We start from the raw sequence: 21,107 nt of genomic DNA, 5'->3' as shown, positions 1-21,107 counted from the left end.
CCATGCGCCGCTTGCCCTGGGTCAAGGCGAAGTCAGCGCGGCTGCCTAGGATGGCGGGCGGGCGCTGATCGGCGCCGACTAGAGTTCCCCGAATGGACGACCATTTCCTGACCCCGCTGTTCATGCCCCGTTCGGTCGTGGTGTTTGCCGGCCCGCCGGACGAGCCCGAGCGCCAGACGCGCCAGGCCCGCGTGTTGCGTGCCGCGCTGGCCGCCGCGCCGGGGCCGCACCCGCCGCAGTTCCTGCATGGCGACACCACCGGCACGCTGGGCGAGCTGGCGCGCTCGCGGGCCGACCTGGCCGTCATCGCACTGCCGGCCGACGAGATCGCCGCGTCGCTGGAAGTGGCCGGGCGCATCGCCTGCCGCTCGGCGCTCATCGTCAGCGACGGCATCGCGCCCGAGCAGGCCGCGCAGCTCAAGCGCATCGCCCGCCGCGAGGGCGTGCACCTGCTGGGCCCCAACTGCCTGGGCTTCCAGCGACCGCACCTGAACCTCAACGCCAGCGCCGCCGGGCCGCTGGCCGCCGAGGGGTCGCTGGCGCTGGTGTCGCAGTCCGGCGCGCTGACGTCGGCCATGCTGGACTGGGCGCGGCAGAACGGCGTGGGCTTCAGCCAGGTCGTGTCGCTGGGGCCGAACGCCGCGGTGGACCTGGCGCAGGTGCTGGACTTCCTCGCCGCCGACACGCGTACGCAGAGCATCGTCGTCTACCTGGAAGGCATCTCCAGCGCGCGCCGCTTCATGAGCGCGCTGCGCTCGGCCGCGCATGCCAAGCCGGTCGTCGTGCTGAAGGCCGGCCGCCGCAGCGCCGGCAACGAGGCGGCGCTGACGCACAGCCGCGCCATCGTCGGCAGCGACGACGTGTTCGACGCCGCGCTGCGCCGCGCCGGCGCGGTGCGCGTGCGCAGCTTCGTCGAGCTGTTCTCGGCCGCCAAATGCCTGGCCGCGCGCTACCGCCCGGTGGGCAAGCGGCTGGCCATCATCACCAACGGCGGCGGCCCCGGCGTGCTGGCGGCCGACTGGGTCAGCGAGATCGGCCTGCAGCTGGCCCGGCTGTCGCCCGACACCGCCCGCGCGCTGGCCCCGAAGCTGGCCGACCTGGCCTCGCTGGCCGACCTGATCGACCTCTCTGCCGCGGCCACGCCCGAGCATTTCCACGCCGCCGTGCAGGCCGCCGCGCAGGACCCGGCCGTGGACGGCCTGCTGGTGGTCTACGCGCCACAGATCGGCTCCGACGCGACCGAGACGGCCCGCGCCGTCGTCACGGCCAAGGCCGCCACGGCCAAGCCGCTGCTGGGCTGCTGGATGGGCGACGCCTCGGTGCTGGACGCGCGCCGCGTGCTGAATGACGCGGCCATCGCCAACTTCCGCACCCCCGAGGCCGCCGTCGGCGCCTTCGGCAACATCGCATCGTTCTACGCCAACCAGCAACTGCTGCTGCAGACGCCGCCGCCCATGTCCAGCCTCGCGCAGCCCGATGTGGAGGCAGCCCGGCTGCTCATCGAGAGCGTGCTGGCCGAACGCCGCCGCACGCTGACCGAGATGGAGAGCAAGGCGCTGCTGGCGGCCTTCCACATCCCGGTCACGCAGACGGTGCTGGCCCGCAGCGCCAACGAAGCCATGATGCTGGCCACGCAGATGGGCTTCCCCGTCGCGCTGAAGATCGACTCCCCCGACATCGCGCACAAGAGCGACGTGCAGGGCGTGGCGCTGAACATCCAGAGCGGCGCGGCCGCGCGCGACACCTTCAACGAGATGGTGGCGCGCGTGAAGCGGCTGCAGCCGCAGGCGCGCATCAACGGCGTGACGGTGCAGAAGATGGCCCGCGCCCGGCGAGGCCAGGAGGTCTGCGTGGGCCTGGTGACGGACGAGGCCCTGGGCCCCGCCATCGTCTTCGGTGCCGGCGGCACGATGATCGAACTCATCGCCGACCGCGCGATGGAACTGCCGCCGCTGAACCAGTTCCTGGCCCGCCGCCTCATCGAGCGGGCCCGCGTGTACGAGGGGCTGGCCGAGGGCCGCGGCGGCGGCGCGCCGGCCGACCTGGAGGCGCTGGAGCGCGTGCTGCTGCGCGTCAGCGAGATGGTGTGCGAGTTCCCGCAGCTGCGCGAGATGGACATCAACCCGCTCATCGTCGACGAGCACGGCGCCGTGGCGGTGGACGCCCGCATCGTGCTGCAGCCCGGCCCGCAGACCGGCCTGCAGCGCGCGTTCGATTACCCGCACCTGGCCATCCTGCCCTACCCGGCGCGCTTCGAGCAGGTCTGGCCGCTGGCCGGTGGCGGCGAGGTGACGGTGCGACCCGTGCGCCCGGACGACGCGCAGATGCTGCAGGACCTGGTGCGCGGGCTGAAGCCCGAGAGCCGCTACTTCCGCTTCGCCAGCGCCATCCGCGAGCTGCCGCCGGGGCTGCTGGCGCGCCTCACGCTGATCGACTACGACCGCGAGATGGCCCTGGTGGCCGTCTACTGCGAGCGCACCGCGCGTGACGATGGCGGCTTCGACGAGTGCGAGCGCATCGTCGGCGTGAGCCGCATCATCACCAACCCCGACCAGACCAGCTGCGAGTTCAGCCTGCTGGTGGCGGACGACTTTGGCGGCAAGGGCCTGGGCTCGCGGCTGATGGAGGGCATCACCGACGCGGCCCGCGAGAAGGGCCTGTCGGACATCGAAGGCCTGGTGCTGACGAACAACGCCGACATGCTCAAGCTGATGCGCGGCCTGGGCTTCACGATCAAACCCCACCCCGAAGAGCCGGAGTTCAAGCTCGTGACCAAAGGACTGTGAGCGCCTCGCCCATCCCGAGGGGCCCGCTCGGGAGCGGCCCGGCGCCCGGCCCGAAAGATCAGCCGAGCCGCGCCAGCCGGTCCGTCAGCAGCGCGAAGAAGCCATCCGCGTCCGCGTGCCGCAGCACCTGGGCGTTGGCGGGCATGCCGGTGACGGCCCACCAGTCGATGACGGTCATGCCGCGCGTCAGCTCGCTCTGCGTCTCGATGCGCACATTGCAGTCGCGGCTGGTGAAGAGTTCGGGCCGCAGCAGCCAGGCGATGACGCAGGGGTCGTGCAGCGGGCCGCCGTCCTGGCCGTACTTTTCCTCGTCGTAGCGCTCGAAGAATTCCATCCAGGCCGCCACCACGGCGCCCACGCGGTTGGGCAGCGCGCGGATCGCGTCGATGCGCTTGGCGGTCGTCAGCACCTCGTGCGTGACGTCCAGCGGCGCCATCGTGATGGGCACGCCGCTCGTGAACACCTCGTGCGCCGCCTGCGGGTCGACGTAGATGTTGAACTCGGCCGCCGGCGTCACGTTGCCGCCCTCGAAGAAGCCGCCGCCCATCAGCACGATGCGGCGGATGCGCGCCGCGATGTCGGGCGCCCGGCGCAGCGCCAGCGCGATGTTGGTCAGCGGGCCCAGCGGGCACAGCGTGACGGTACCGGCCTCGCGCTCGCGCAGCGTCTGCACGATGAAGTCGACCGCGTGCCGCGGGTCCAGCGGCAGCGCCGGCTCGGGCAGGTCGACGCCGTTCAGGCCGGTGTCACCGTGCACATGCTCGGCGGTCACCAACGGCACGTCCAGCGGCCGGTCGGCGCCGGCGCAGACGGGCACGTCCGTGCGGCCGGCCAGCTCCAGCACCTTGCGCGCGTTCAGCGTCGTCAGCGCCAGCGGCACGTTGCCGGCCACGGTGGTCACGCCCAGCACGTCCAGCTCGGGGCTGGCGGCGGCCAGCAGCAGCGCGATGGCGTCGTCCTGGCCGGGGTCGGTGTCGATGATGATGGGCAGGCGGTTCATGGGGTGAGGTCCGGGGGCGCGATGTCGAGGTCGATGGCGCCGAACAGGCTGCTGCCCTCGGCGGTCTTGAGGTCCAGCAGCAGGCTGTCGCCGGCGGCGAGCTGCTGATCGGGCAGGTCCAGCGCGCCGAGCGCCGCACCGACGACCTGCCCGGCCCGCAGCGCCCGCAGCCGGGCCACGCGGGCCAGCGCGGCGCCGGGGTGGGCGTCGATGTCGCGGACGGGCTGCTTGCTGCCGTTGTGCAGCAGGTGCAGGCAGGCCTGCACGCGGCCGTTGCGCCAGGCGCTGCCGAGTTCATCGGGCGTGACCGCCAGCGGCGCGGCCTGAGTGGCGATGAGTTCGTCGTCCAGGCGCCAGTCCACGGCGAGGGTCAGCAGGCGCAGCGCGTCCAGCGCAGCGGCCGTGTCGCTGGCGGCGCCCAGGTCGCCGGTGATGGCCGCCAGCGCCACCTCGCCCTCGGCCGGCGCGCGCAGCGGCTGGTGCGCGGCGGCGAACTGGCCGGCATCGCGGCGCACGGCGCCATCCGCGCCGACGACGGCCCAGCCACTGGCGCGCGGCAGCGGCGCCAGGCACTTGTCGGCGTCGAACGGGAAGGCATGGCGCAGCTTGCCGTGGTTGAGCTGCACGGCCAGGTCTTCCAGCTGCGGCGCGAGGAAGGCCCAGTCGTCGAGCACCTGCTGCAGGCGGGTGGCGATGCCGGTGGCGTAATGGGCCTGGGTCAGGTCGCGCGAGACGACGACGAGGTGGCCGTCGCGCGAGCCGTCGGCGTAGCTGGCGAGTTTCATGGGGATCTCATGGGTGGTGGCAGCATTGTGCGATGCGCGACCGCCCTGCCCTGCCCCGCGCCGCCTGGATCGCGCTGGCGGCCAGCCTGCTCGCCCATGCGTCGCTGCTGGGAGGCGGGCGTGTGCGTGAGGACGCGGCGCGGCCGGCGCGGGCCGTCAGCGTCGCGCTGCGGCAGCCGCCCACGGTGCCGGTGGCCCTGCCCGAGCCGGCACCGCCCGCCCCGCCGCGAGCCACGGCGCGGTCCACGCAACCCGGCAGCCAGCCGCCCGCGCCGGCCGTCGACGCCCCCGCCGCCGCGCCGGACGCGCCGCCGCTGCGCCTGGCCGGCCCGGCCGCCTGGCGCTACCGGCTGCGCCAGGCCGGGCAGGACGGCGAAGCGCTGCTGGACTGGCAGCCGCAGGCCGACGGCCGCTACAGCCTGCGCCTGACGCGGCGCGTCGGCGAGCGCGCGCTGCCGGCGCTGGAAAGCCTGGGCCGCACCGGCAGCGCCGGCCTGGCGCCCGAGCGCTTCGCGCTACAACGCGGCGGCCAGGACCGCCAGGCCGTCAACTTCGACGCGGAGGACCGGCGCGTCAGCTTCTCGGCCAGTCCGGTCCAGCACGAGCTGCCCGAGGGCACGCAGGACCGGCTGTCCTGGTGGCTGCAGCTGGCCGCGCTGGTGCAGGCCGCGCCGATGCCGGGCGGCCGCTGGCGCGTCTGGGTGGCGGGGCTGCGTGGCGAGCTGCGCGAGTGGACCTTCGAGGCCGTCGACGCCGAGCCGGGCGACGCCGGCACGCTGCACCTGCGCCGGCTGCCGCTGGGGCCGCACGACCCTGGCGTGGAGCTGTGGCTGGACCCGGCGCGCGGCTACTGGCCCGTACGGCTGCGCCAGGGCGACCCCGAGACAAGGGGTTACGAAATCACCTTGGCCGACGTGAACTCCTGACGCTTCCTACACGTTGTCGGCCTGCGGGATGACCCGAATAGACCCCCGTTCTGCCAGTATCTGAACCGAGCGGGGCTTGAAACCTCCAGCCCCACCCGCAGCTGAAGCCACGAGGAGAACTCCATGCACATGCTCTACAACTCCGACAGCTTCATCGTCGTCCAGTTCGAGGTGCCGCTCGTCGAAGCCGAGACGGGACCGCAGCTGAACCGCGGCGGATTCGAGATCGTCGACAAGTTCGCCCGCAAGGAAATCTTCATCGAGGGCGCGCTGGCGGAGTCCTTCTCGCAGGGCGTGCAGGCGCTCATCGAGGACGGCCAGCCCTCCGAGGACGAACTGGACGCCTTCATCGAGCAATACGCCGTGATGGGCCAGCAGCCCGTCGTGATGCACTGAACGTTTAGGGACACGGCCACGCATTGATTCGCCGAGAACCCTGATACAAGATGGGCCAACGCCGGCCGCTGCAGGCCGGGCAAGGAGCCCATCGATGGTGAAGCGAACCGCCGCAGAGACTGCCCCCCGGGCCGCCGCTGCCCGCGTGCTGCCTTCGCCCGGCCTGGACAGCGCCCCGGTGCTGGACCGCATGTGTTCGCAGTTCGTGCTGACGCTGACCGTCAAGCACGCCAACCGCTTCAACCTGCGGCGCGACTTCAACGGCCTGCTGTCCTTCACCGGCCGCCACCTCGTCTGGCCCACGCGCGTGCTGCAACGCCTGCGCGTCTACCTGGCGCAGCGCTGCGCCGGCAACGAGCTGTGGCGCGGCCACGAGGCACTGTCCGACGAAGCCTTCCTGGACCGATTCGGCCAGTGGAGCGGGCCGTTCTCCGAAGGCACCCTCTTCTTCTACCTCGACGAGTACGTCAAGGACGCGCCCAAGGACATGATGGCCTTGCTGGCCACCACCTGCGAGCACCTGGACCGCCAGCTCAAGCGCGAGTCCACGCTGGTCGAGAAGAACATCGACGCGCTGGGCCAGCTGCTGCAGCTGAACCCGGCCGAGCGCGCCATCCTGCTGTACGGCACGCTGGCCCGCTACCAGCGCGAGCTGCGTGGGGCGCTCGTCGAGTTCAAGGTCAACACGGCGCAGGAGGCCTTCGCCGCCATCGCCGCCGTGGCCGGCGTGGACGAGCGCGAGGTGGCCGAGGCGCTGCGCGCCGGCTCGCGGCTGGAACGCATCGGCATGGTGGAGAACCTGATCTCCGAGCACAACATCACCGACCTGGCAGACCTGATGAAGGTCAGCGACCAGTTGCCGCCGGTGCTGATGCGCGAGTACCAGGGCCCGCACGACCTGATGGCGGTGTTCACGCGGCCCGCCACCGCGAGCATGCTCGCGCCGGCCGACTTCCAGTTCGTCAACGACGACCTCGACCTGCTCAAGGGCCTGCTGCGCCAGGCCGTCGCCACGCATGCCACCGGCGTCAACGTGCTGCTGTACGGCCCGCCGGGCACCGGCAAGACGGAGCTGGCCAAGGTGGCCGCCGCGGCCGCCGGGCTGGACCTGTACGAGGTGGAGTACGCCGACCGTGACGGCAACTCGCTGTCCGGCCGCGACCGCTACCGCTCGCTGCAGATCAGCCAGGTGTTCCTGAAGGCCAGCGCCAACGTCGCGCTGCTGTTCGACGAGGTGGAGGACGTGTTCCCGCCGCTGTCCAGCGACACCGCGTCGCTGCTGAGCCGGCTGGACGCCAGCGTGGACGGCGGCGCCGGCAACTCCGTCAGCGGCAAGGCCTGGGTCAACCAGATCCTGGAGACCAACCCGGTGCCCGTCATCTGGGTCACCAACCGCATCGAGCAGATCGACCCGGCGTTCCGGCGCCGCTTCCAGTACCACCTGGAGCTGAAGTCGCCGCCACCCGGTGCGCGGCGCGGGCTGGTGGCCAAGGCGCTGGGCGAGGTGGCCGTCAGCGACGGCTTCGTCGCCAAGCTGGCCGAACGGCCGGGCCTGACGCCAGCGCAGATCCGCACCGCGGTGCGCTTCGCGCAGCTGGCCGGCTCGGCAGGCGATGCCGAAAAGCTCATCGAGCGCCAGCTGCAGAACGCCGACAAGGCACTGGGCCGCGACGATGGCAGCAGCCTGGCGCGGCCCTGCGTCACGCAGTACGCGCTGGACCTGCTGAACTGCGAGAGCCGCTTCGAGATCCCGCGCATCGTCGAAGCCCTGCGCCGCACCGGCCGCGGCCAGCTGTGCTTCTACGGCCCGCCGGGCAGCGGCAAGACGGCGCTGGCCGAACACATCGCGCAGGCGCTGGGCCGGCCGCTGATGGTCAGGCGCGCCAGCGACATCGCCAGCAAGTTCGTCGGCGAGACCGAACAGAACATGGCGCGCATGTTCGAGATGGCGCAGAGCGAAGGCGCCGTGCTGCTGCTGGACGAGGCCGACAGCTTCCTGCGCAGCCGTAAGCACGCGGAGCGCAACTACGAGGTGTCCGAGGTCAACGAGATGCTGGCCGGCATGGAGCGCTTCAACGGGCTGTTCATCTGCACCACCAACCTGTTCGACGACCTCGACGAGGCCGCGCTGCGGCGCTTCGCGTTCAAGATCCGCTTCAAGGCGCTGAGGCCTGAGCAGCGGCTGGCGATGTTCGAGCGCGAGGCCGGTGCGGCGCCCACCGATGAGCAGCGCTCACGGCTGGTGGCGATGGACTGCCTCGCTCATGGCGACTTCGCGGCCGTGCGGCATCAGGTCGAGATCCTCGGCGAAGCCTTCACGCCGGACGAGTTCCTGGCGCAGCTGGAGGCGGAGCATCGGGCGAAGCCGGAGGTGAGGGAACGGCGGGGGATGGGGTTCAGAGCGGCTTGAAGCAATAGGTCGTCGAACAGAGAGGCCCATCCGGCATCAGCGCGTAGTTCGGGATGTCTCCCGCGCGCTGCCACCCCAGCCGCTCATAGACCCGCGACGCATCACTGCCCGTGACGGTGTCCAGCACCAGCGTCGTCTTGCCCAGCTCACGCGCCTTGGCCTCCAGCGCCTTCAGCAGCCGCTCAGCCACGCCCTGCCGGCGCGCGCGGCGGTGCACCAGCATCTTGGACACATCGGCGCGGTGCGGCTGGTTGTCGGGCATGTCGATGACCAGCGACACCGTGCCGCAGAGGCAGCCCGTCTCGTCTTCGGCGACGAACAGGTGGCGCTCGCCCGCCGCGACGCCCTCGGCCACGCGGCGCCAGAAGGCCTCGGGCCGGCCCTCGGCCAGCGGCAACATGAAGCCCACCGACGCACCGCCCTCCACGCAGTCGCGCAGCACCTCGGCCAGTTCGGCCACGCGGGCCAGCGCCTCGACGCCGTCGAGTTCACGGATGTTCATGGCCGGGCTCCGGTCAATGCCACAAGGTAGCGGGCCAGCCGGGTGCCGGGGTTGAAGAAGCGGATGGGCGCGTTCAGCTGCACCGCCAGGCAGTCGCCGGCGGCCAGCTGCCATTGCGTATCGCCGTGGGTGATGTCCATGGCGCCGTCGATCATCCAGATGAGCTGGTGGATGTCGCTGTCGCGCTCGGCAGTCTCGAAGGCGACGCGCTGGCCGGGCGGGAAGACGACGTCCACCAGCTGCAACGGCGACGCGCCCGGCGGCGACACATTGCGGCGCACATAGCCCGACGCCGGGTCGCGCCACACCGGCTGGTCGGCCACGCGCGCCAGCGGCGACGGTACGGCCGGCGCCTCGCCAGCCTCGAACAGCGAGGCGACGCTGACGCCCAGCGCCGACGACAGCTTGTCCAGCACCACGGCCGTGGGGCTGCTCTGGCCGCGCTCGATCAGTGAGATGTTGGAACGGCTGACGCCGCTCTTGTGGGCCAGCGCGTCCAGCGACAGGCCGGCGGCGGCGCGCAGCTCGTGCAGGCGGCGGCCGATGCGTTGGGAGATGTCCATGCGTCCAGCATACTGGAATCTCCCATCCATCAAAGTGGAATTGCACGTTCCACGGCGCGGCGCCAGGCGGGGTCGGGCCAGCGCCGACCCAGGCGCCAGGCGGCGTGCGTGAGCTTGATGACGTGCGCGTCGTCCTGTTCGCAGGCCGCGGCGATGAGCGCCGGCCAGGGGCGGCAGGGTGGGTGGTCCAGCGCGAGGGCCGGCACGGCGCCGGCGGCGAGCAGGCCGGCTGCAGCGGCGACGCTGAAGCCGCGCGGCAGCTCGGGCGCGGGCCACCAGGGCTGCAGCACGCTCATCGCGTGGCTGGCGGTCAGCAGGTGCAGCACGGTGAAGTTGCCGGTGGCCGCGTAGGTGCGGGCGGCCAGCAGCGCGAGGTCGCGCAGCGTGTCGGGCCCGTGCTGCAGCCGCCCGGCGATGGCCGCGAAGCCGGGCGTGTCGCCCCAGGCCCGCATGCGGTCGGTGATGAAGCTGCCGGCCGGGTAGGCGGGGCGGGGCAGCGACGTCAGCGCCTGCAGCCAGTCGGCCAGCGCCAGCGGCGCCTCATCGGTGATGGGCAGCGGCATGAAGTGCGACGCCCAGTGCGCCAGCCCCGCAGCCAGCTCGCCGTCGTGCCCCGCCAGCACGGCGTGGCCCGTGCGGATCAGGCCGTGGAAGGCGATCGCACCGGCGCCCGGCTGCAGCAACGCCAACGCCTCGCGCAGCGCGGCGGGCGAGCCGAGCGTGGCGATGCGGCCGGCAAAGTGCGCGCGCCAGGCGGCGTCGCTGTCCGGCCGGCCGAGATCGCGTGCGACGTCGATGCGCGCCGGCCGCGCGTGAGCCTGCGGTTCGAGATGCACCTCCTCCGCCTCGGTCACGGCCTGCAGCCGCCCGGCCGAAGCGCCCAGCTCCAGCAGCGCCTGCTGGGCCATCGGCAGGTGGTTGCTCATCCGGCCGCGGTAGGTGGCAGACCACGCCTGGCCGGCATCGAGCAGGTGGTGCAGCTGGGCCAGCGTGGCGGGCGTTTCACGCGCGGGCGGAACGGTCTTCATCAGCATGTGCAACTCCGTTCGTGGGAACATGGCCGCCATGCTCGAAGTTGAAGTGGACTTGAAGTCAAGCGATCCGTCGCCGAACGCGCCGCTGACCATCGGCCAGCTGGCCAGGCGCGCGGGTGTCGCGACGAGTGCGTTGCGCTTCTACGAAGCCGAGGGGCTGCTGGCCGGCACGCGCAGCGCGGGCGGCCACCGCCAGTACCCGCGCCATGCGCTGCGCCGCGTGGCCTTCATCCGCGCGGCGCAGACGGTGGGGCTGAGCTTGCCGCAGATCAAGGCGGCGCTGGCCACGCTGCCCGACAGTCGGACACCGACCAAGGCCGACTGGGCGCGCCTGTCCGCCAGCTGGGCGCCGCTGCTGGATGCCCGCATCGCCGCACTGCAGGCGCTGCGCCAGAAGCTCACCGGCTGCATCGGCTGCGGCTGCCTGTCGCTGAAGGCCTGTGCGCTCTACAACCCGGCGGACAAGGTCAGCGACGACGGCGCCGGCGCGAGGCTTCTGCGCATAGAAACACCCCGTTGACCCTTAGGCGACGACCGAATATCACTTCCGGGAGAAAATCCCGGGGTTAACCCCGTCCAGAACACCGCCCCCATGAGTGCCTTCCACGAAGAGACCGTCCTGACCGTCCATCACTGGACCGACCGCCTGTTCAGCTTCACGACGACGCGCGACCAGGCGCTGCGCTTCTCCAATGGCCACTTCACGATGATCGGCCTCAAGGGCGACAACGGGAAGCCGCTGCTGCGCGCGTACTCCATCGTCAGCGCCAACTACGAAGAGAACCTGGAGTTCCTCAGCATCAAGGTGCCGGACGGCCCGCTGACCTCCAAGCTGCAGCACATCAAGCCGGGCGACAAGATCATCGTCGGCCGCAAGCCCACGGGCACGCTGCTGATCGACTACCTGCTGCCGGGCAAGAACCTGTACCTGCTGGGCAGCGGCACGGGCCTGGCGCCGTTCATCAGCATCGTGCGCGACCCCGAGACCTACGAGCGCTTCGAGAAGGTCGTCATCGTGCACGGCGTGCGCGAGGTGGCCGAACTGGCCTATCACGACCACCTGACCGTGGACCTGCCCAAGCACGAGTTCCTGGGCGAGTTCGCCAGCGAGCAGCTGCTGTACTACCCCACCGTCACGCGCGAGCCCTACAAGAACATGGGCCGCATCACCGACCTGATCCAGACCGGCAAGCTGCAGGCCGACCTGGGCCTGCCGGCGCTGGACCCCGAGAACGACCGCATCATGCTGTGCGGCAGCCCCGCGCTGCTGAAGGACATGCAGGAGATGCTGGAGATCCGTGGCTTCAAGGAAGGCAGCACGACGACGCCGGGCGACTACGTCATCGAGCGCGCATTCGTCGAGAAGTGACCGCCACGGCTGCCGCGCGCGCGGCGGCCTGGCAAGCGCGTCCCGCATGAGGGACGCTCAGGCGGCGCCTCAGGTGATTCCTGACGTCGCCTGACTTTTGGCTGTGCCCCGGGAGGCGGCACACTCCGCACCTGTCGACATGGCAGGAGGCGAGAAAAGCCAGATGAACAACCCCAAGCGCATCGCCGGCACGCTGGTCGTGCTGGCTGTGTTCGGCAGCGCGCTGTTCTGGGCGCTGCGCAGCAACCAGCAGACCCAGGCGCTCGAGCACGAGCAGACCGTCATCGCGCAGACCGCGCCGCTGAAGGGCCTGATCGCCGTGGACGTGGAGCCGTTCTTCAAGGACGAGCGCGTCACCCGGCTGCTGGCCGGCCAGCGCCTGCCGGTGCAGGCAGTGCGCGTGGGCAGCCGCGACATGGCGGGCAAACTGGACGAGGCGCCGGACTTCTTCCTGGCCAGCGGCGTCGTCGCCGCCAACATGATCCTGGACGCGGCGCGCAAGGCCAACAAGCCGGCCACGCAGAGCTCGCCCTTCCACACGCCGCTGGTCGTCGCGTCGTGGGAGCCGGTGGCCAAGATCCTCGTCGCCAACCAGATGGCCCGGCCCATCGCGCCCAAGGTCTACGGCCTGGACATGGAGAAGCTCACCGAGGCGATGCTGGCCAAGAAGCGCTGGCGCGACCTGAAGGACAGCGGCGACTACGCCGTGTCGCGCAGCGTGCTGGTCTCGACGACGGACATCCGCCGCAGCAACTCGGCGGCCATGTACCTGGCGCTGACGTCGCAGGCGCTGAACGGCGAGGTCGTCAGCGACCGCGCGCAGGGCCAGGCGCTGGCGCTGAAGCTGGCGGAGCTGTTCAAGCGCCAGGGCTTCCAGGAGAACTACGTCAACGGTGCGTTCGACGACTACCTCGCCATCGGCATGGGCAAGACGCCGCTGGCCTTCATCTACGAGAACCAGATGCTGGCGCAGGCGCAGAAGGCCGGCGGCGGGCTGCGGCCCGAGATGGTGCTGCTGTACCCGCAGCCCACCATCGTCAACAAGCTGGTTGTCGTGGCGATGACCGAGCGCGGCAAGAAGCTGGCCGAGCTGCTGGCAACCGACAAGGCGCTGCAGGCCATCGCGCTGGAGCAGGGTTTCCGCACCGGCGACCCGGCCGCCTTCGCCGCCACCGCCAAGCAGGCCGGCCTGGCCGTGGACACGCAGCTGCGCCAGGTGGTGGACCCGCCGGGGTTCGACCTGATGTTCGACATGATCGACACCGTCAGCCGGGAGATGAATCAATGATGCGACGCCTCGCCCTCGTCCTGCTGGCCGCCGCGGCACTGACCGCCTGCGGCAAGCGCGACGACCCCGCCCCCGCGCAGACCCCGCCCGCCGCGACTAAGGCGACGCTGCAGGTGCTGGCCACCAGCGACCTGAAGGACATCGAGCCGCTGGCCGCACAGATCGAGGCGGCCACCGGTGTGTCCGTGAAGTTCCGCTTCGGCGGCACGATGGAGAGCACGCAGGAGGTGCTGAGCGGCTCGACCGCCGACGCCGCCTGGTTCGCCAATGCCAAGTACCTGCTCAGCGACGCCGCCGGCCAGGGCCGCGTGAAGCTGCAGGAAAAGATCATGCTGTCACCCATTGCCGTGGGCGTCAGCGAGAGCGACGCGGCACGCTTCGGCTGGAACAAGCCCGACGCGCGGCTCACCTGGGCCGACATCACCAGGGCCGCCAAGCGCGGCGAGCTGCGCTACGCGCTCAGCAACCCGGCGACGAGCAACCAGGGCTTCATGGCGCTGCTGGGCGTCGTGGCGGCCGCGGGCGGCAAGGGCGAGGCGCTGACGGCCGCCGACGTGGACCGCCAGGCCATTGCCGACTTCCTGACCGGCTACAAGATCGTGGGCGACAACTCCACGTACCTCGCCGAGCAGTTCGCCAGGCAACAGGGCACGCGCGCCAACGCCTTCATCAACTACGAGAGCTGGCTGCTCAGCCTGAACGCCAGCGGCAAGCTGCGCGAGAAGCTGCACCTGATCTACCCGTTCGAGGGCGTGTCCACGGCGGACTACCCGTTCATGCTGCTGAACGACGCCAGGCGCGCCGACTACCTGAAGGTCGTCGAGTACCTGAAGGGCGACGCCGCCCAGCTGTGGCTGGCGCGCCAGACGCTGCGCCGGCCGATGAAGGCCGAGCTGGCGGCCCAGGTGGCCGACATCCTGCCCGCGCGCGGCGTGCAGGTGGAGCTGCCGTTCTCGCCCGACCGGCAGCTGGCCGACGGCCTCATCGACGCCTACCTGAACGAGTTCCGCAAGCCCATCGCGAGCACCTTCGTGCTGGACACCAGCGGCAGCATGCAGGGCCAGCGGCGCGAGCAGCTGGTGGAGGCCATCCACTACCTGGCCGGCGCCGACGTGTCGCTGACCGGCCGCGTCGCCAAGCTCACCAACCGCGAGAAGCTGTGGTTCCTGCCGTTCAGCGACCGGCCGCGCGAGCCGGTGCTGTTCGAGATCCCGGCCGGCACGCGCGTCGCCAAGGGCGTGGCGCCGCAGGCCGACACCGACGCCAAGAAGGCCGAGCTGCAACGCGTGCGCGACGCCGCCGACGCGCTGCGCATGAACGGCGGCACGGCGCTGTACGACTCGGTGCTGGCCGCGCTCAACCACATGCTGGAGCAGCGCAAGCTCCACCCGGACTACCAGTACTCGGTGGTCGCCTTCACCGACGGCAAGAACACGGTGGGCCGCAACCTGGAGGCCTTCAAGCAGGCCTACGAGCAGCTGCCGGAGGACGTGCGCGGCATCCCCGTTTTCATGGTGCTGTACGGCGACGCGGCCGAAGGCGACCTGAAGCAGCTCGTGGGCATCACCGGCGGCCGCGTGTTCGATGCGCGCAAGACGCCGCTGTACGCGGTGTTCAAGGACATCCGGTCTTACCAATGAGCGCCCTGTTTCGATGGCTCAACGCACCGGCCAACTGGTGCGGCCTGCTTGCCGCCACCGGCGTGCTGGTGCTGAAGGCGCTGGGCTTGCTGGGCGGCCTGGGCCTCGGCGTGGCTGTGCTGGGCTACGCGGGCGGCCTCGTCGTCGGCGCGCTGTGGTGGGGCTGGCCCAGCTTCAAGGAAGCCGAGTGGGAGGCGCTGCAGTTCAAGGACGAGGGCGACGCCCGCGAGGCGATGGGCCGGGCGCTGTCCGGCGTGCGCCGCCTCACCGAGCACAACCCCGGCAACCGCATCCCGGGCCCGCTGGCCACGCGCATCCAGCACCTGTGCGCCAAGCTCGAAGGCCTGCTGGACCAGTGGGAGCGCAGCCAGGGCCAGTTGCCGCTGCAGGAGAGCTTCCACGCGCGCCACATCGCCATCAGCTACCTGCCCGATGCGCTGAACACCTACCTCAGCATCCCGCCGCAGTTCGCGACGAAGAAGCTGCTCAGCAACGGCATGACGGCGCAGGCCACCTTCGAGGGCGTGCTGACGGAGCTGGAGGCCAAGGTCGAGCAGCTGGGCGACGACCTGGCCGGGCAGGACGCCCAGGCCTTCCTGCGCCACAGCGAATTCCTCAAACAGAAGTTCGGAGCCAAGCAACCATGAGCGACACCACGACGACCACCCAACCCGCCTTCACGCTGACGCCGCCGGAGGTCATCACCCCGGTCGAGGCGCTGCAGGCCGTCGAGGCCGTGCCGCTGAAGCCCGAACTCGCCACGCAGGTGGACGAGCAGGTGCGCCGCTTCATCGACGCGCTGGAGAAGGAAGACCTGCACAGCGAGCCGTTCAAGGCCAAGCTCGACAGCGCCTTCCAGCTCGGCCGCCAGGAGATCAGCCTCGCCGCCAGCCTGATGCAGGGCAGCCTGATGCAGCGCAACTTCGTCGGCGCGACGGACACGCCGGCCTACCAGGCCATCAACGCCATCCGCGCGCAGCTGGACGAGCTGAACCCCGGCAAGGACGGCGACCTGCTGCAGCCGCGCAAGCTGCTGGGGCTGATCCCGTTCGGCAACAAGCTGGAGGCCTACTTCCGCAAGTTCGAGAGCGCCGCCAGCCAGCTGCAGACCAGCATGACGCAGCTCTACGCGGCCAAGGACGGCATCCAGAAGGACGTCATCGACATCGAGGCCACGCGCACCAAGCTGTGGGACGCGATGCAGTCCCTCGCCGCCGCCGCGCGCTTCGCCCGCACACTGGACACGCGGCTGGCCGAGCGCGTCGACCAGCTCAAGCCGACGGACCATTTGCGCGCCAAGGCGCTGGAGCAGGAGGTGCTGTTCTACGCCCGCCAGAACCTCGCCGACATCCAGACCCAGCAGGCCGTCTGCGTGAATGGCTACCTGGCGCTGGACGTGCTGAAGAAGACCGGCCGCGAAATGATGATCGGCTGCGACCGCGTCGCCACCACCGGCATGAGCGCGCTGGCCGTGGCGCAGACGGTGGCGCGCGCGACGGGCAACCAGATCGAGGTCATGAAGATGCTGCAAGGCGTCAACGCGACCATCGGCAACCTCATCAACCAGACCGGCCAGGCGCTGAACCAGCACGTCGACCAGACCGCCGAGTTCGCGTCCAACCCCATGCTGGGCATCGAGCAGATCCAGTCCATGTTCGACCAGACCTTCCAGGCCATGGACGCGATGGACAACTTCCGCTCGAAGGCGATTGCGACGATGGGCGCCAACAACAAGCTCATCGAGGCACAGCTGCAGCGGGCCGACAGCTATGTGGACCGGACGCGGCAGCAGCAGGCGCGAGAGGCGGTGGCGGGTGGGGGTGTGGCGGGGCCGGTGAGACTGTAGAGATCAAGCCACGCTTTGGAGGTCGCTGATGAGCTTTCCCGAGCCAAGTATTGCCCGCCAAGCACTCCTCGACGTTGCCGGGCCAGCCGGATACAAGAGGTTTCTTGCAGAGCTGAATGGCCGCTGCCAATCAAAGAAGCGGCTTTTCTATTGGCAAGAATCTCTGTGGGATCAAGTCCAAACGCGACTTGGCAGGCAGATTACGGACTTCGAAACCATCGCTGGACTGTTTAGGCAGTGCCACGTGCACACATCGGAGCTTGAACGCCAAGTCGTTCCCGTTGTGTACGGCACGTTTCAGCTGACCGGATCGCATATCGAGGCGATGGAAGCGTCCTTTCCTTACGCCAACGAAGTGTTCTTAGGTCCGTGCTGGCATGAGCCGCCAACTCACCGCGAAATCTTCTATTGCCCCGATTGCCGCACCGCAAAGCAGCGCTGGGAGGCGCTCAAGTTCACCTAGTGCGGCAGGTTGGGGTGAACGCCGTGATCCCCAACAAATCCATCCCGCGACCTTTGATTCGCCCGCTCATCGCGCTCATGTGAACCCGACGAGTCCAGCGCGAGAGACTTCGGGGTTCGCAAGCTCACCCCAACTCACGATGCGTCAGGCCTGCCCGGCGACCTGCGTCAACCTCAGGGCACGAGCGCCAGGAACAGGAAGGCCGCGAAGATGACGAGGTGGACCGCCCCCTGCATGGCGTGCGTGCGACCCAGGCCCAGCGTCAGCGTCGAGACGAGGAAGGTCAGCAGCATCAGCACCAGTTCCTTGGGGTCGGCGCCCAGCACCAGCGGCAGGTCGAACACCAGCGACGCGGCGGCCACGGCCGGGATGGTCAGGCCGATGCTGGCCAGCGCCGACCCGTAGGCCAGGTTGAGGCTGGTCTGCAGCCGGTTGGCGCGCGCGGCGAGCACGGCCGCCAGCGTCTCGGGCAGCAGCACCAGCATCGCAATGGCGATGCCCAGCACGGCAGGCGGCGCCCCCGCATCCGCCAGCACGCCCTCGATGCGCGGTGACAGCACCTTGGCCAGGCCCACCACCGACACCAGCGCCACCAGCAGCAGGCCCACGCTCAGCCAGGTCTGGCCCGCGCTCGGCGGCTCGGCATGGGTGTCCTCGCTGCTGGCCGCGGCGGCGGGCAGGAAGTAGTCGCGGTGGCGCACCGTCTGCACGAAGATGAACAGCACCCACAGCAGCAGCGCCATCGAGGCCGCGAAGGCCAGCTGCGACGGCGAGTAGGTGGGCGTCAGCGTGCTGGTGGTGAAGCCCGGCAGCACCAGCGTCAGCGCCGACAGCGCCATCAAGGTGGCGAGGCTGACGCTGGCGCCTTCGACGCGGAACACCTGCTCCCGGTGCCGCAGCCCGCCGATCAGCACGCACAGGCCGACGACGCCGTTGCAGATGATCATCAGCGTGGAGAAGATGGTGTCGCGCGGCAGCGTGGCCTTGTCGGGCCCGCCGGCCAGCATCATCGACAGGATCAGCGCCACCTCGATCACCGTGACGGCCAGCGCCAGCACCAGCGTGCCGAAGGGCTCGCCCAGCCGGTGGGCGATGACCTCGGCATGGTGCACCGCCGACAGCACGGCCGCCACCAGCCCCAAGGCGCACAGCAGGGCCAGCCCGTTGCCAGGCGGCAGCACGAGGGCAGCGCCCAGCAGGGTCATCGCCCCCAGCGGGGCGGCAAGCGTGAGCATCGACATGGCTGCGAGTCTAGGGCCGGCGTGAACGCCGTCGGTGCCTGCGGGCTCAACCCAACTGGGCCACCCCGTGCGCCTCCCGCGCATACCGCCGCGCGATCGACGCGCAGACCATCAGCTGCAGCTGGTGAAAGATCATCAACGGCAACACCAGCAGGCCCACGGCCTGGCCGGCGAACAGGATCTGCGCCATCGGCACGCCGCTGGCCAGCGTCTTCTTCGAGCCGCAGAAGACGATGGCGATCTCGTCCTCGCGGGAGAAGCCCAGAGCCCGGCTCAGCCACGTCAGCAGCGGCATGACGATGGCCAGCAGCAGCGCGCAGATGCCCAGCAGCGCCGCCAGCGTGGCCGGCGGCAGGTGCTGGTAGAGCCCCTGCACCGTGGCCGCGCTGAAGGCGCCGTAGACGACCAGCAGGATGGTGCTCTGGTCGCTGACGCGCACCCAGGCCTTGTGCGCGGCGACCCACGGGCCCGTCCAGCGCTGCAGCGCCTGGCCGGCGACGAAGGGCAGCAGCAGCGTGGTGACGATGCCCTCGAACGTGTGCCACGACAGCTGCGCCGCGCCCGAGCCGGCCTGCGCGCCGACCCAGTGGCCGAGTGCCGCCATCAACAGCGGCGTCAACGCCATGCCGAGGATGTTGGACGTGGACGCGCTGCACATCGCCGCGGCCACATTGCCGCGCGCCAGCGACGTGAAGGCGATGGACGACTGCACGGTGGATGGCAGCGCGCAGATGAACAGCACGCCCAGGTACAGCGTCGGCCCCACCAGCGGCTCCAGCCACGGCCGCAGCGCCAGGCCCAGCAGCGGGAACAGCACGAAGGTGGCCGCGAACACGAGGGCATGCAGCCGCCAGTGCAGCAGCCCTTCCCACACCGCGCGGCGCGACAGCTTGCTGCCCTGCAGGAAGAACAGCAGCGCGACGGCCGCCTGCGTCAGCACGTCCAGCACCGCGACGCCGCGGCCGTGCACCGGCAGCAGCGTGGCCAGCACGACCACGGCGATGAGCAGCAGGACGAGGTTGTCGGGGAGCCAGCCGGGACGTTTCATGGCTGCGGATTGGAGCGAAGCCGGCCCCTTCTGTGAAATGGATAGATCGGATGATTTAATCCATCCAGCCAATCAATCGCCGAGGCACTATGCCCGCCCCTCACGTCACGCTGCGCCAGTTGCGCGTGCTGCTGGCCGTTGCCGAGCACGGCGGCTTCGCGCGGGCGGGCGACGACATCGGCCTGTCGCAGCCGGCCGTCAGCCAGGCCGTGCGCAGCCTGGAGGCGGAGCTGGGCGTGAAGCTGCTGGACCGCACGACGCGCGAGGTGGTGCTGACGGCGGCCGGCCAGTCGCTCGTCGCGCCGCTGAAGCGCGTGCTGGGCGAGCTGGACGGCGTGCTCGACGAAGCGCGCGGCCTGGGCGCGGCGGCGCGCGGCATCGTCCACGTGGCCAGCGCGCCGACGATCTCCGGCGGGCTGATGCCGCAGGTGCTGGCCGCCGCGCGCCAGCGCTACCCGGAGCTGCAGGTGCGCTTGAGCGATCAGGCCCAGCAGCTCGCCATCGAGGGCGTGCGCAGCGGCGCGGTGGACTTCGCCGTGCTCGTCGGCATGGACGAGGCCGACCCGCTGATCGAGCAGCAGCCGCTGGTGAACGAGCGCTTCGTGCTGGTCTGCCCTGCTGGCCACGCACTGGCCGCGAAGAAGGAGCTGAAGCTGGCCGACCTGGCCGGCCAGCCGCTGGTGCTGCTGGACCACAGCTCCGGCAGCCGCCCGCTGATCGACCGCGCGTTCGCGCGCGCCGGCGTCACGCCGCAGGTGGCCATCGATGTGGGCCACCCGGCCACGGCGTTCCGGATGGTGCAGGCGGGGCTGGGCGTATCGGTGCTGCCGGCACTGTCGCTGCCGCTGCCGGACGCGAAGGCACTGCGCGCGGTGCCGCTGGAGGCCGCGCTGAGCCGGCAGGTGGTGCTGGCGCGGCGCCGGCAGCGCTCGCTGTCCCCGGCCGCACAGCGGCTGTGGGACCTCGTCGCGCGTCTGGCTACATCCCCTTGAACAGGTGCGTGTAGCTGCGGCTGACTTCGAGTTTCTCGGTCAGGCCCTTCACGCCCACCAGCTGGCGGCCGCGGAAGTCTCGCGTGATGCCGTCGATGGCGCGCGCGTTGACGAGCGTGGAGCGATGAATCTGCCAGAACAGCTGCGGGTCCAGCTCGTCCACCAGCTCCTTGATGGGCTTGCGGATCAGCGCCTCGACCTTGGCGGTCTGCACACGGGTGTACTTCTCGTCGCTGATGAAGAACAGCACGTCCTCCACCGGGATCATCTGGATGGCCTGGCCCACGGTGGCCTGGATCCACTGCAGGTACTGCGGCTTCGCGGCGGCCGGGCCCATGCCGGCGGACAGCTTGTGCAGCAGCTGCTGCAGCGGCACCGGCGCGCTGTCGCTGAAGTCGGGGGACGGCGCGTCGCGCTGGGCCAGGCGCTTCTTGATGCGCGCCACGGTCAGCTGCAGGCGCTCGCGCTCGGCGGGCTTCAGCACGTAGTCGGCCACACCCTGCTCGAACGCCTCCACCGCGTACTGGTCGTAGGCGGTGATGAAGACGATCTCGGGCACCAGCCAGTCGTCATCGTCGGGCAGCTGCGCGATCTGGCGGGCGGCCTCCACGCCGGTGAGGCCGGGCATGCGGATGTCCAGGAACACGAGGTCGGGCCGGTGTTCCTTCACCAGCTCGACGGCCTCCAGCCCGTTCTTGCCTTCGGCCACGATGTCCAGCTCGGGCCAGACCTCGGTGAGCCGGGCGCGCAGTTGCTCGCGCATCAGTCGTTCGTCGTCGGCCAGAACGGCGCGGATGGATGTGTTGCTCATGGCCGGC

General features: G+C 70.6%; 20 protein-coding genes. 12 read left to right on the top strand and 8 right to left on the bottom strand.

Going from position 1 to position 21,107, the window contains the following annotated elements:
- The first annotated feature begins 92 nt into the window (after positions 1 to 92).
- A complete protein-coding gene (locus AC1Q7O_RS12975) occupies positions 93 to 2,786 on the top strand; it encodes a bifunctional acetate--CoA ligase family protein/GNAT family N-acetyltransferase (protein ID WP_492659689.1) in 2,694 nt (897 codons plus the stop codon).
- A 58-nt stretch (positions 2,787 to 2,844) separates the two neighbouring features.
- On the opposite strand, the gene AC1Q7O_RS12970 is transcribed toward AC1Q7O_RS12975, so the two are convergent.
- Positions 2,845 to 3,786, bottom strand: a complete 942-nt coding sequence (locus AC1Q7O_RS12970) for a nucleoside hydrolase (protein ID WP_492659690.1) — start codon at positions 3,784 to 3,786, stop codon at positions 2,845 to 2,847.
- Positions 3,783 to 4,571, bottom strand: a complete 789-nt coding sequence (locus AC1Q7O_RS12965; RefSeq protein WP_492659691.1) for a fumarylacetoacetate hydrolase family protein — start codon at positions 4,569 to 4,571, stop codon at positions 3,783 to 3,785. The genes AC1Q7O_RS12970 and AC1Q7O_RS12965 overlap by 4 nt, the downstream gene beginning before the upstream one ends.
- A 32-nt stretch (positions 4,572 to 4,603) precedes the next feature.
- Here AC1Q7O_RS12965 and AC1Q7O_RS12960 point away from each other — a divergent pair, with 32 nt between their 5' ends.
- From AC1Q7O_RS12960 to AC1Q7O_RS12950, 3 genes are all read left to right on the top strand, one after another.
- A complete protein-coding gene (locus AC1Q7O_RS12960) occupies positions 4,604 to 5,497 on the top strand; it encodes a hypothetical protein (RefSeq protein ID WP_492662707.1) in 894 nt (297 codons plus the stop codon).
- A 123-nt stretch (positions 5,498 to 5,620) separates the two neighbouring features.
- Positions 5,621 to 5,893, top strand: coding sequence for a BTH_I0359 family protein (locus AC1Q7O_RS12955; RefSeq protein ID WP_492661308.1), 273 nt, complete (start codon positions 5,621 to 5,623; stop codon positions 5,891 to 5,893).
- A gap of 94 nt (positions 5,894 to 5,987) precedes the next feature.
- Complete coding sequence (locus AC1Q7O_RS12950; protein WP_492661309.1) at positions 5,988 to 8,303, top strand: AAA family ATPase; 2,316 nt, start codon at positions 5,988 to 5,990, stop codon at positions 8,301 to 8,303.
- Here AC1Q7O_RS12950 and AC1Q7O_RS12945 read toward each other — a convergent pair.
- Genes AC1Q7O_RS12945 through AC1Q7O_RS12935 form a run of 3 tightly spaced genes read right to left on the bottom strand, consistent with a single transcriptional unit; the run spans position 8,290 to position 10,402 of the window.
- Positions 8,290 to 8,805, bottom strand: coding sequence for a GNAT family N-acetyltransferase (locus AC1Q7O_RS12945; RefSeq protein ID WP_492661310.1), 516 nt, complete (start codon positions 8,803 to 8,805; stop codon positions 8,290 to 8,292). The two genes, AC1Q7O_RS12950 and AC1Q7O_RS12945, sit on opposite strands and share 14 nt — an antisense overlap.
- Positions 8,802 to 9,368: a helix-turn-helix domain-containing protein gene (locus AC1Q7O_RS12940; protein WP_492661311.1), complete on the bottom strand. Its 567-nt coding sequence runs from the start codon at positions 9,366 to 9,368 to the stop codon at positions 8,802 to 8,804. The genes AC1Q7O_RS12945 and AC1Q7O_RS12940 overlap by 4 nt, the downstream gene beginning before the upstream one ends.
- A gap of 29 nt (positions 9,369 to 9,397) precedes the next feature.
- Positions 9,398 to 10,402, bottom strand: coding sequence for a questin oxidase family protein (locus tag AC1Q7O_RS12935; RefSeq protein WP_492661312.1), 1,005 nt, complete (start codon positions 10,400 to 10,402; stop codon positions 9,398 to 9,400).
- Positions 10,403 to 10,433: 31 nt separating this feature from the next.
- Between AC1Q7O_RS12935 and soxR the strand changes: the two genes are divergently transcribed.
- The 7 genes from soxR (at position 10,434) to AC1Q7O_RS12900 (ending at position 17,008) form a co-directional block, all read left to right on the top strand.
- On the top strand, positions 10,434 to 10,922 hold the full coding sequence (soxR, locus tag AC1Q7O_RS12930) for a redox-sensitive transcriptional activator SoxR (RefSeq protein ID WP_492661313.1): 489 nt from the start codon (positions 10,434 to 10,436) through the stop codon (positions 10,920 to 10,922).
- Between the two features lie 72 nt (positions 10,923 to 10,994).
- Positions 10,995 to 11,771 (top strand): ferredoxin--NADP reductase, encoded by a 777-nt coding sequence (locus AC1Q7O_RS12925; protein WP_492661314.1) that lies wholly within the window; start codon positions 10,995 to 10,997, stop codon positions 11,769 to 11,771.
- Between the two features lie 163 nt (positions 11,772 to 11,934).
- Complete coding sequence (locus AC1Q7O_RS12920; RefSeq protein ID WP_492661315.1) at positions 11,935 to 13,059, top strand: hypothetical protein; 1,125 nt, start codon at positions 11,935 to 11,937, stop codon at positions 13,057 to 13,059.
- A complete protein-coding gene (locus AC1Q7O_RS12915) occupies positions 13,056 to 14,699 on the top strand; it encodes a substrate-binding and vWA domain-containing protein (protein WP_492661316.1) in 1,644 nt (547 codons plus the stop codon). Before AC1Q7O_RS12920 ends, AC1Q7O_RS12915 begins: the two co-directional genes overlap by 4 nt.
- On the top strand, positions 14,696 to 15,346 hold the full coding sequence (locus AC1Q7O_RS12910) for a hypothetical protein (RefSeq protein ID WP_492661317.1): 651 nt from the start codon (positions 14,696 to 14,698) through the stop codon (positions 15,344 to 15,346). Before AC1Q7O_RS12915 ends, AC1Q7O_RS12910 begins: the two co-directional genes overlap by 4 nt.
- On the top strand, positions 15,343 to 16,545 hold the full coding sequence (locus tag AC1Q7O_RS12905; protein WP_492661318.1) for a toxic anion resistance protein: 1,203 nt from the start codon (positions 15,343 to 15,345) through the stop codon (positions 16,543 to 16,545). Before AC1Q7O_RS12910 ends, AC1Q7O_RS12905 begins: the two co-directional genes overlap by 4 nt.
- Positions 16,546 to 16,573: 28 nt before the next feature.
- Positions 16,574 to 17,008, top strand: coding sequence for a hypothetical protein (locus AC1Q7O_RS12900; protein ID WP_492661319.1), 435 nt, complete (start codon positions 16,574 to 16,576; stop codon positions 17,006 to 17,008).
- A 173-nt stretch (positions 17,009 to 17,181) separates the two neighbouring features.
- On the opposite strand, the gene AC1Q7O_RS12895 is transcribed toward AC1Q7O_RS12900, so the two are convergent.
- Positions 17,182 to 18,249: a calcium:cation antiporter gene (locus AC1Q7O_RS12895; protein WP_492661320.1), complete on the bottom strand. Its 1,068-nt coding sequence runs from the start codon at positions 18,247 to 18,249 to the stop codon at positions 17,182 to 17,184.
- 46 nt (positions 18,250 to 18,295) lie between these two features.
- Positions 18,296 to 19,297 (bottom strand): bile acid:sodium symporter family protein, encoded by a 1,002-nt coding sequence (locus tag AC1Q7O_RS12890; RefSeq protein WP_492661321.1) that lies wholly within the window; start codon positions 19,295 to 19,297, stop codon positions 18,296 to 18,298.
- Between the two features lie 89 nt (positions 19,298 to 19,386).
- Between AC1Q7O_RS12890 and AC1Q7O_RS12885 the strand changes: the two genes are divergently transcribed.
- Positions 19,387 to 20,289, top strand: a complete 903-nt coding sequence (locus AC1Q7O_RS12885) for a LysR family transcriptional regulator (protein ID WP_492661322.1) — start codon at positions 19,387 to 19,389, stop codon at positions 20,287 to 20,289.
- Here the strand turns inward: AC1Q7O_RS12885 and AC1Q7O_RS12880 are convergent.
- The gene (locus tag AC1Q7O_RS12880) at positions 20,276 to 21,100 is read right to left on the bottom strand and encodes a LytR/AlgR family response regulator transcription factor (protein ID WP_492661323.1); all 825 of its coding nucleotides are present in this window, start codon (positions 21,098 to 21,100) and stop codon (positions 20,276 to 20,278) included. The two genes, AC1Q7O_RS12885 and AC1Q7O_RS12880, sit on opposite strands and share 14 nt — an antisense overlap.
- Positions 21,101 to 21,107 lie beyond the last annotated feature (7 nt).

The sequence above is a fragment of the Roseateles sp. GW823-FHT07B05 genome (assembly GCF_058794515.1).
Note: the sequence above shows the minus strand (reverse complement) of the source record. Positions and strands in the feature narration are given on the sequence as shown.

Bases quoted from the DNA above. Each gene is read 5' to 3' on its own strand.
- AC1Q7O_RS12975 (WP_492659689.1), top strand. From the start codon at position 93: ATGGACGACCATTTCCTGACCCCGCTGTTCATGCCCCGTTCGGTCGTG.
- AC1Q7O_RS12970 (WP_492659690.1), bottom strand. From the start codon at position 3,786: ATGAACCGCCTGCCCATCATCATCGACACCGACCCCGGCCAGGACGAC.
- AC1Q7O_RS12965 (WP_492659691.1), bottom strand. From the start codon at position 4,571: ATGAAACTCGCCAGCTACGCCGACGGCTCGCGCGACGGCCACCTCGTC.
- AC1Q7O_RS12960 (WP_492662707.1), top strand. From the start codon at position 4,604: ATGCGCGACCGCCCTGCCCTGCCCCGCGCCGCCTGGATCGCGCTGGCG.
- AC1Q7O_RS12955 (WP_492661308.1), top strand. From the start codon at position 5,621: ATGCACATGCTCTACAACTCCGACAGCTTCATCGTCGTCCAGTTCGAG.
- AC1Q7O_RS12950 (WP_492661309.1), top strand. From the start codon at position 5,988: ATGGTGAAGCGAACCGCCGCAGAGACTGCCCCCCGGGCCGCCGCTGCC.
- AC1Q7O_RS12945 (WP_492661310.1), bottom strand. From the start codon at position 8,805: ATGAACATCCGTGAACTCGACGGCGTCGAGGCGCTGGCCCGCGTGGCC.
- AC1Q7O_RS12940 (WP_492661311.1), bottom strand. From the start codon at position 9,368: ATGGACATCTCCCAACGCATCGGCCGCCGCCTGCACGAGCTGCGCGCC.
- AC1Q7O_RS12935 (WP_492661312.1), bottom strand. From the start codon at position 10,402: ATGCTGATGAAGACCGTTCCGCCCGCGCGTGAAACGCCCGCCACGCTG.
- soxR (WP_492661313.1), top strand. From the start codon at position 10,434: ATGCTCGAAGTTGAAGTGGACTTGAAGTCAAGCGATCCGTCGCCGAAC.
- AC1Q7O_RS12925 (WP_492661314.1), top strand. From the start codon at position 10,995: ATGAGTGCCTTCCACGAAGAGACCGTCCTGACCGTCCATCACTGGACC.
- AC1Q7O_RS12920 (WP_492661315.1), top strand. From the start codon at position 11,935: ATGAACAACCCCAAGCGCATCGCCGGCACGCTGGTCGTGCTGGCTGTG.
- AC1Q7O_RS12915 (WP_492661316.1), top strand. From the start codon at position 13,056: ATGATGCGACGCCTCGCCCTCGTCCTGCTGGCCGCCGCGGCACTGACC.
- AC1Q7O_RS12910 (WP_492661317.1), top strand. From the start codon at position 14,696: ATGAGCGCCCTGTTTCGATGGCTCAACGCACCGGCCAACTGGTGCGGC.
- AC1Q7O_RS12905 (WP_492661318.1), top strand. From the start codon at position 15,343: ATGAGCGACACCACGACGACCACCCAACCCGCCTTCACGCTGACGCCG.
- AC1Q7O_RS12900 (WP_492661319.1), top strand. From the start codon at position 16,574: ATGAGCTTTCCCGAGCCAAGTATTGCCCGCCAAGCACTCCTCGACGTT.
- AC1Q7O_RS12895 (WP_492661320.1), bottom strand. From the start codon at position 18,249: ATGTCGATGCTCACGCTTGCCGCCCCGCTGGGGGCGATGACCCTGCTG.
- AC1Q7O_RS12890 (WP_492661321.1), bottom strand. From the start codon at position 19,297: ATGAAACGTCCCGGCTGGCTCCCCGACAACCTCGTCCTGCTGCTCATC.
- AC1Q7O_RS12885 (WP_492661322.1), top strand. From the start codon at position 19,387: ATGCCCGCCCCTCACGTCACGCTGCGCCAGTTGCGCGTGCTGCTGGCC.
- AC1Q7O_RS12880 (WP_492661323.1), bottom strand. From the start codon at position 21,100: ATGAGCAACACATCCATCCGCGCCGTTCTGGCCGACGACGAACGACTG.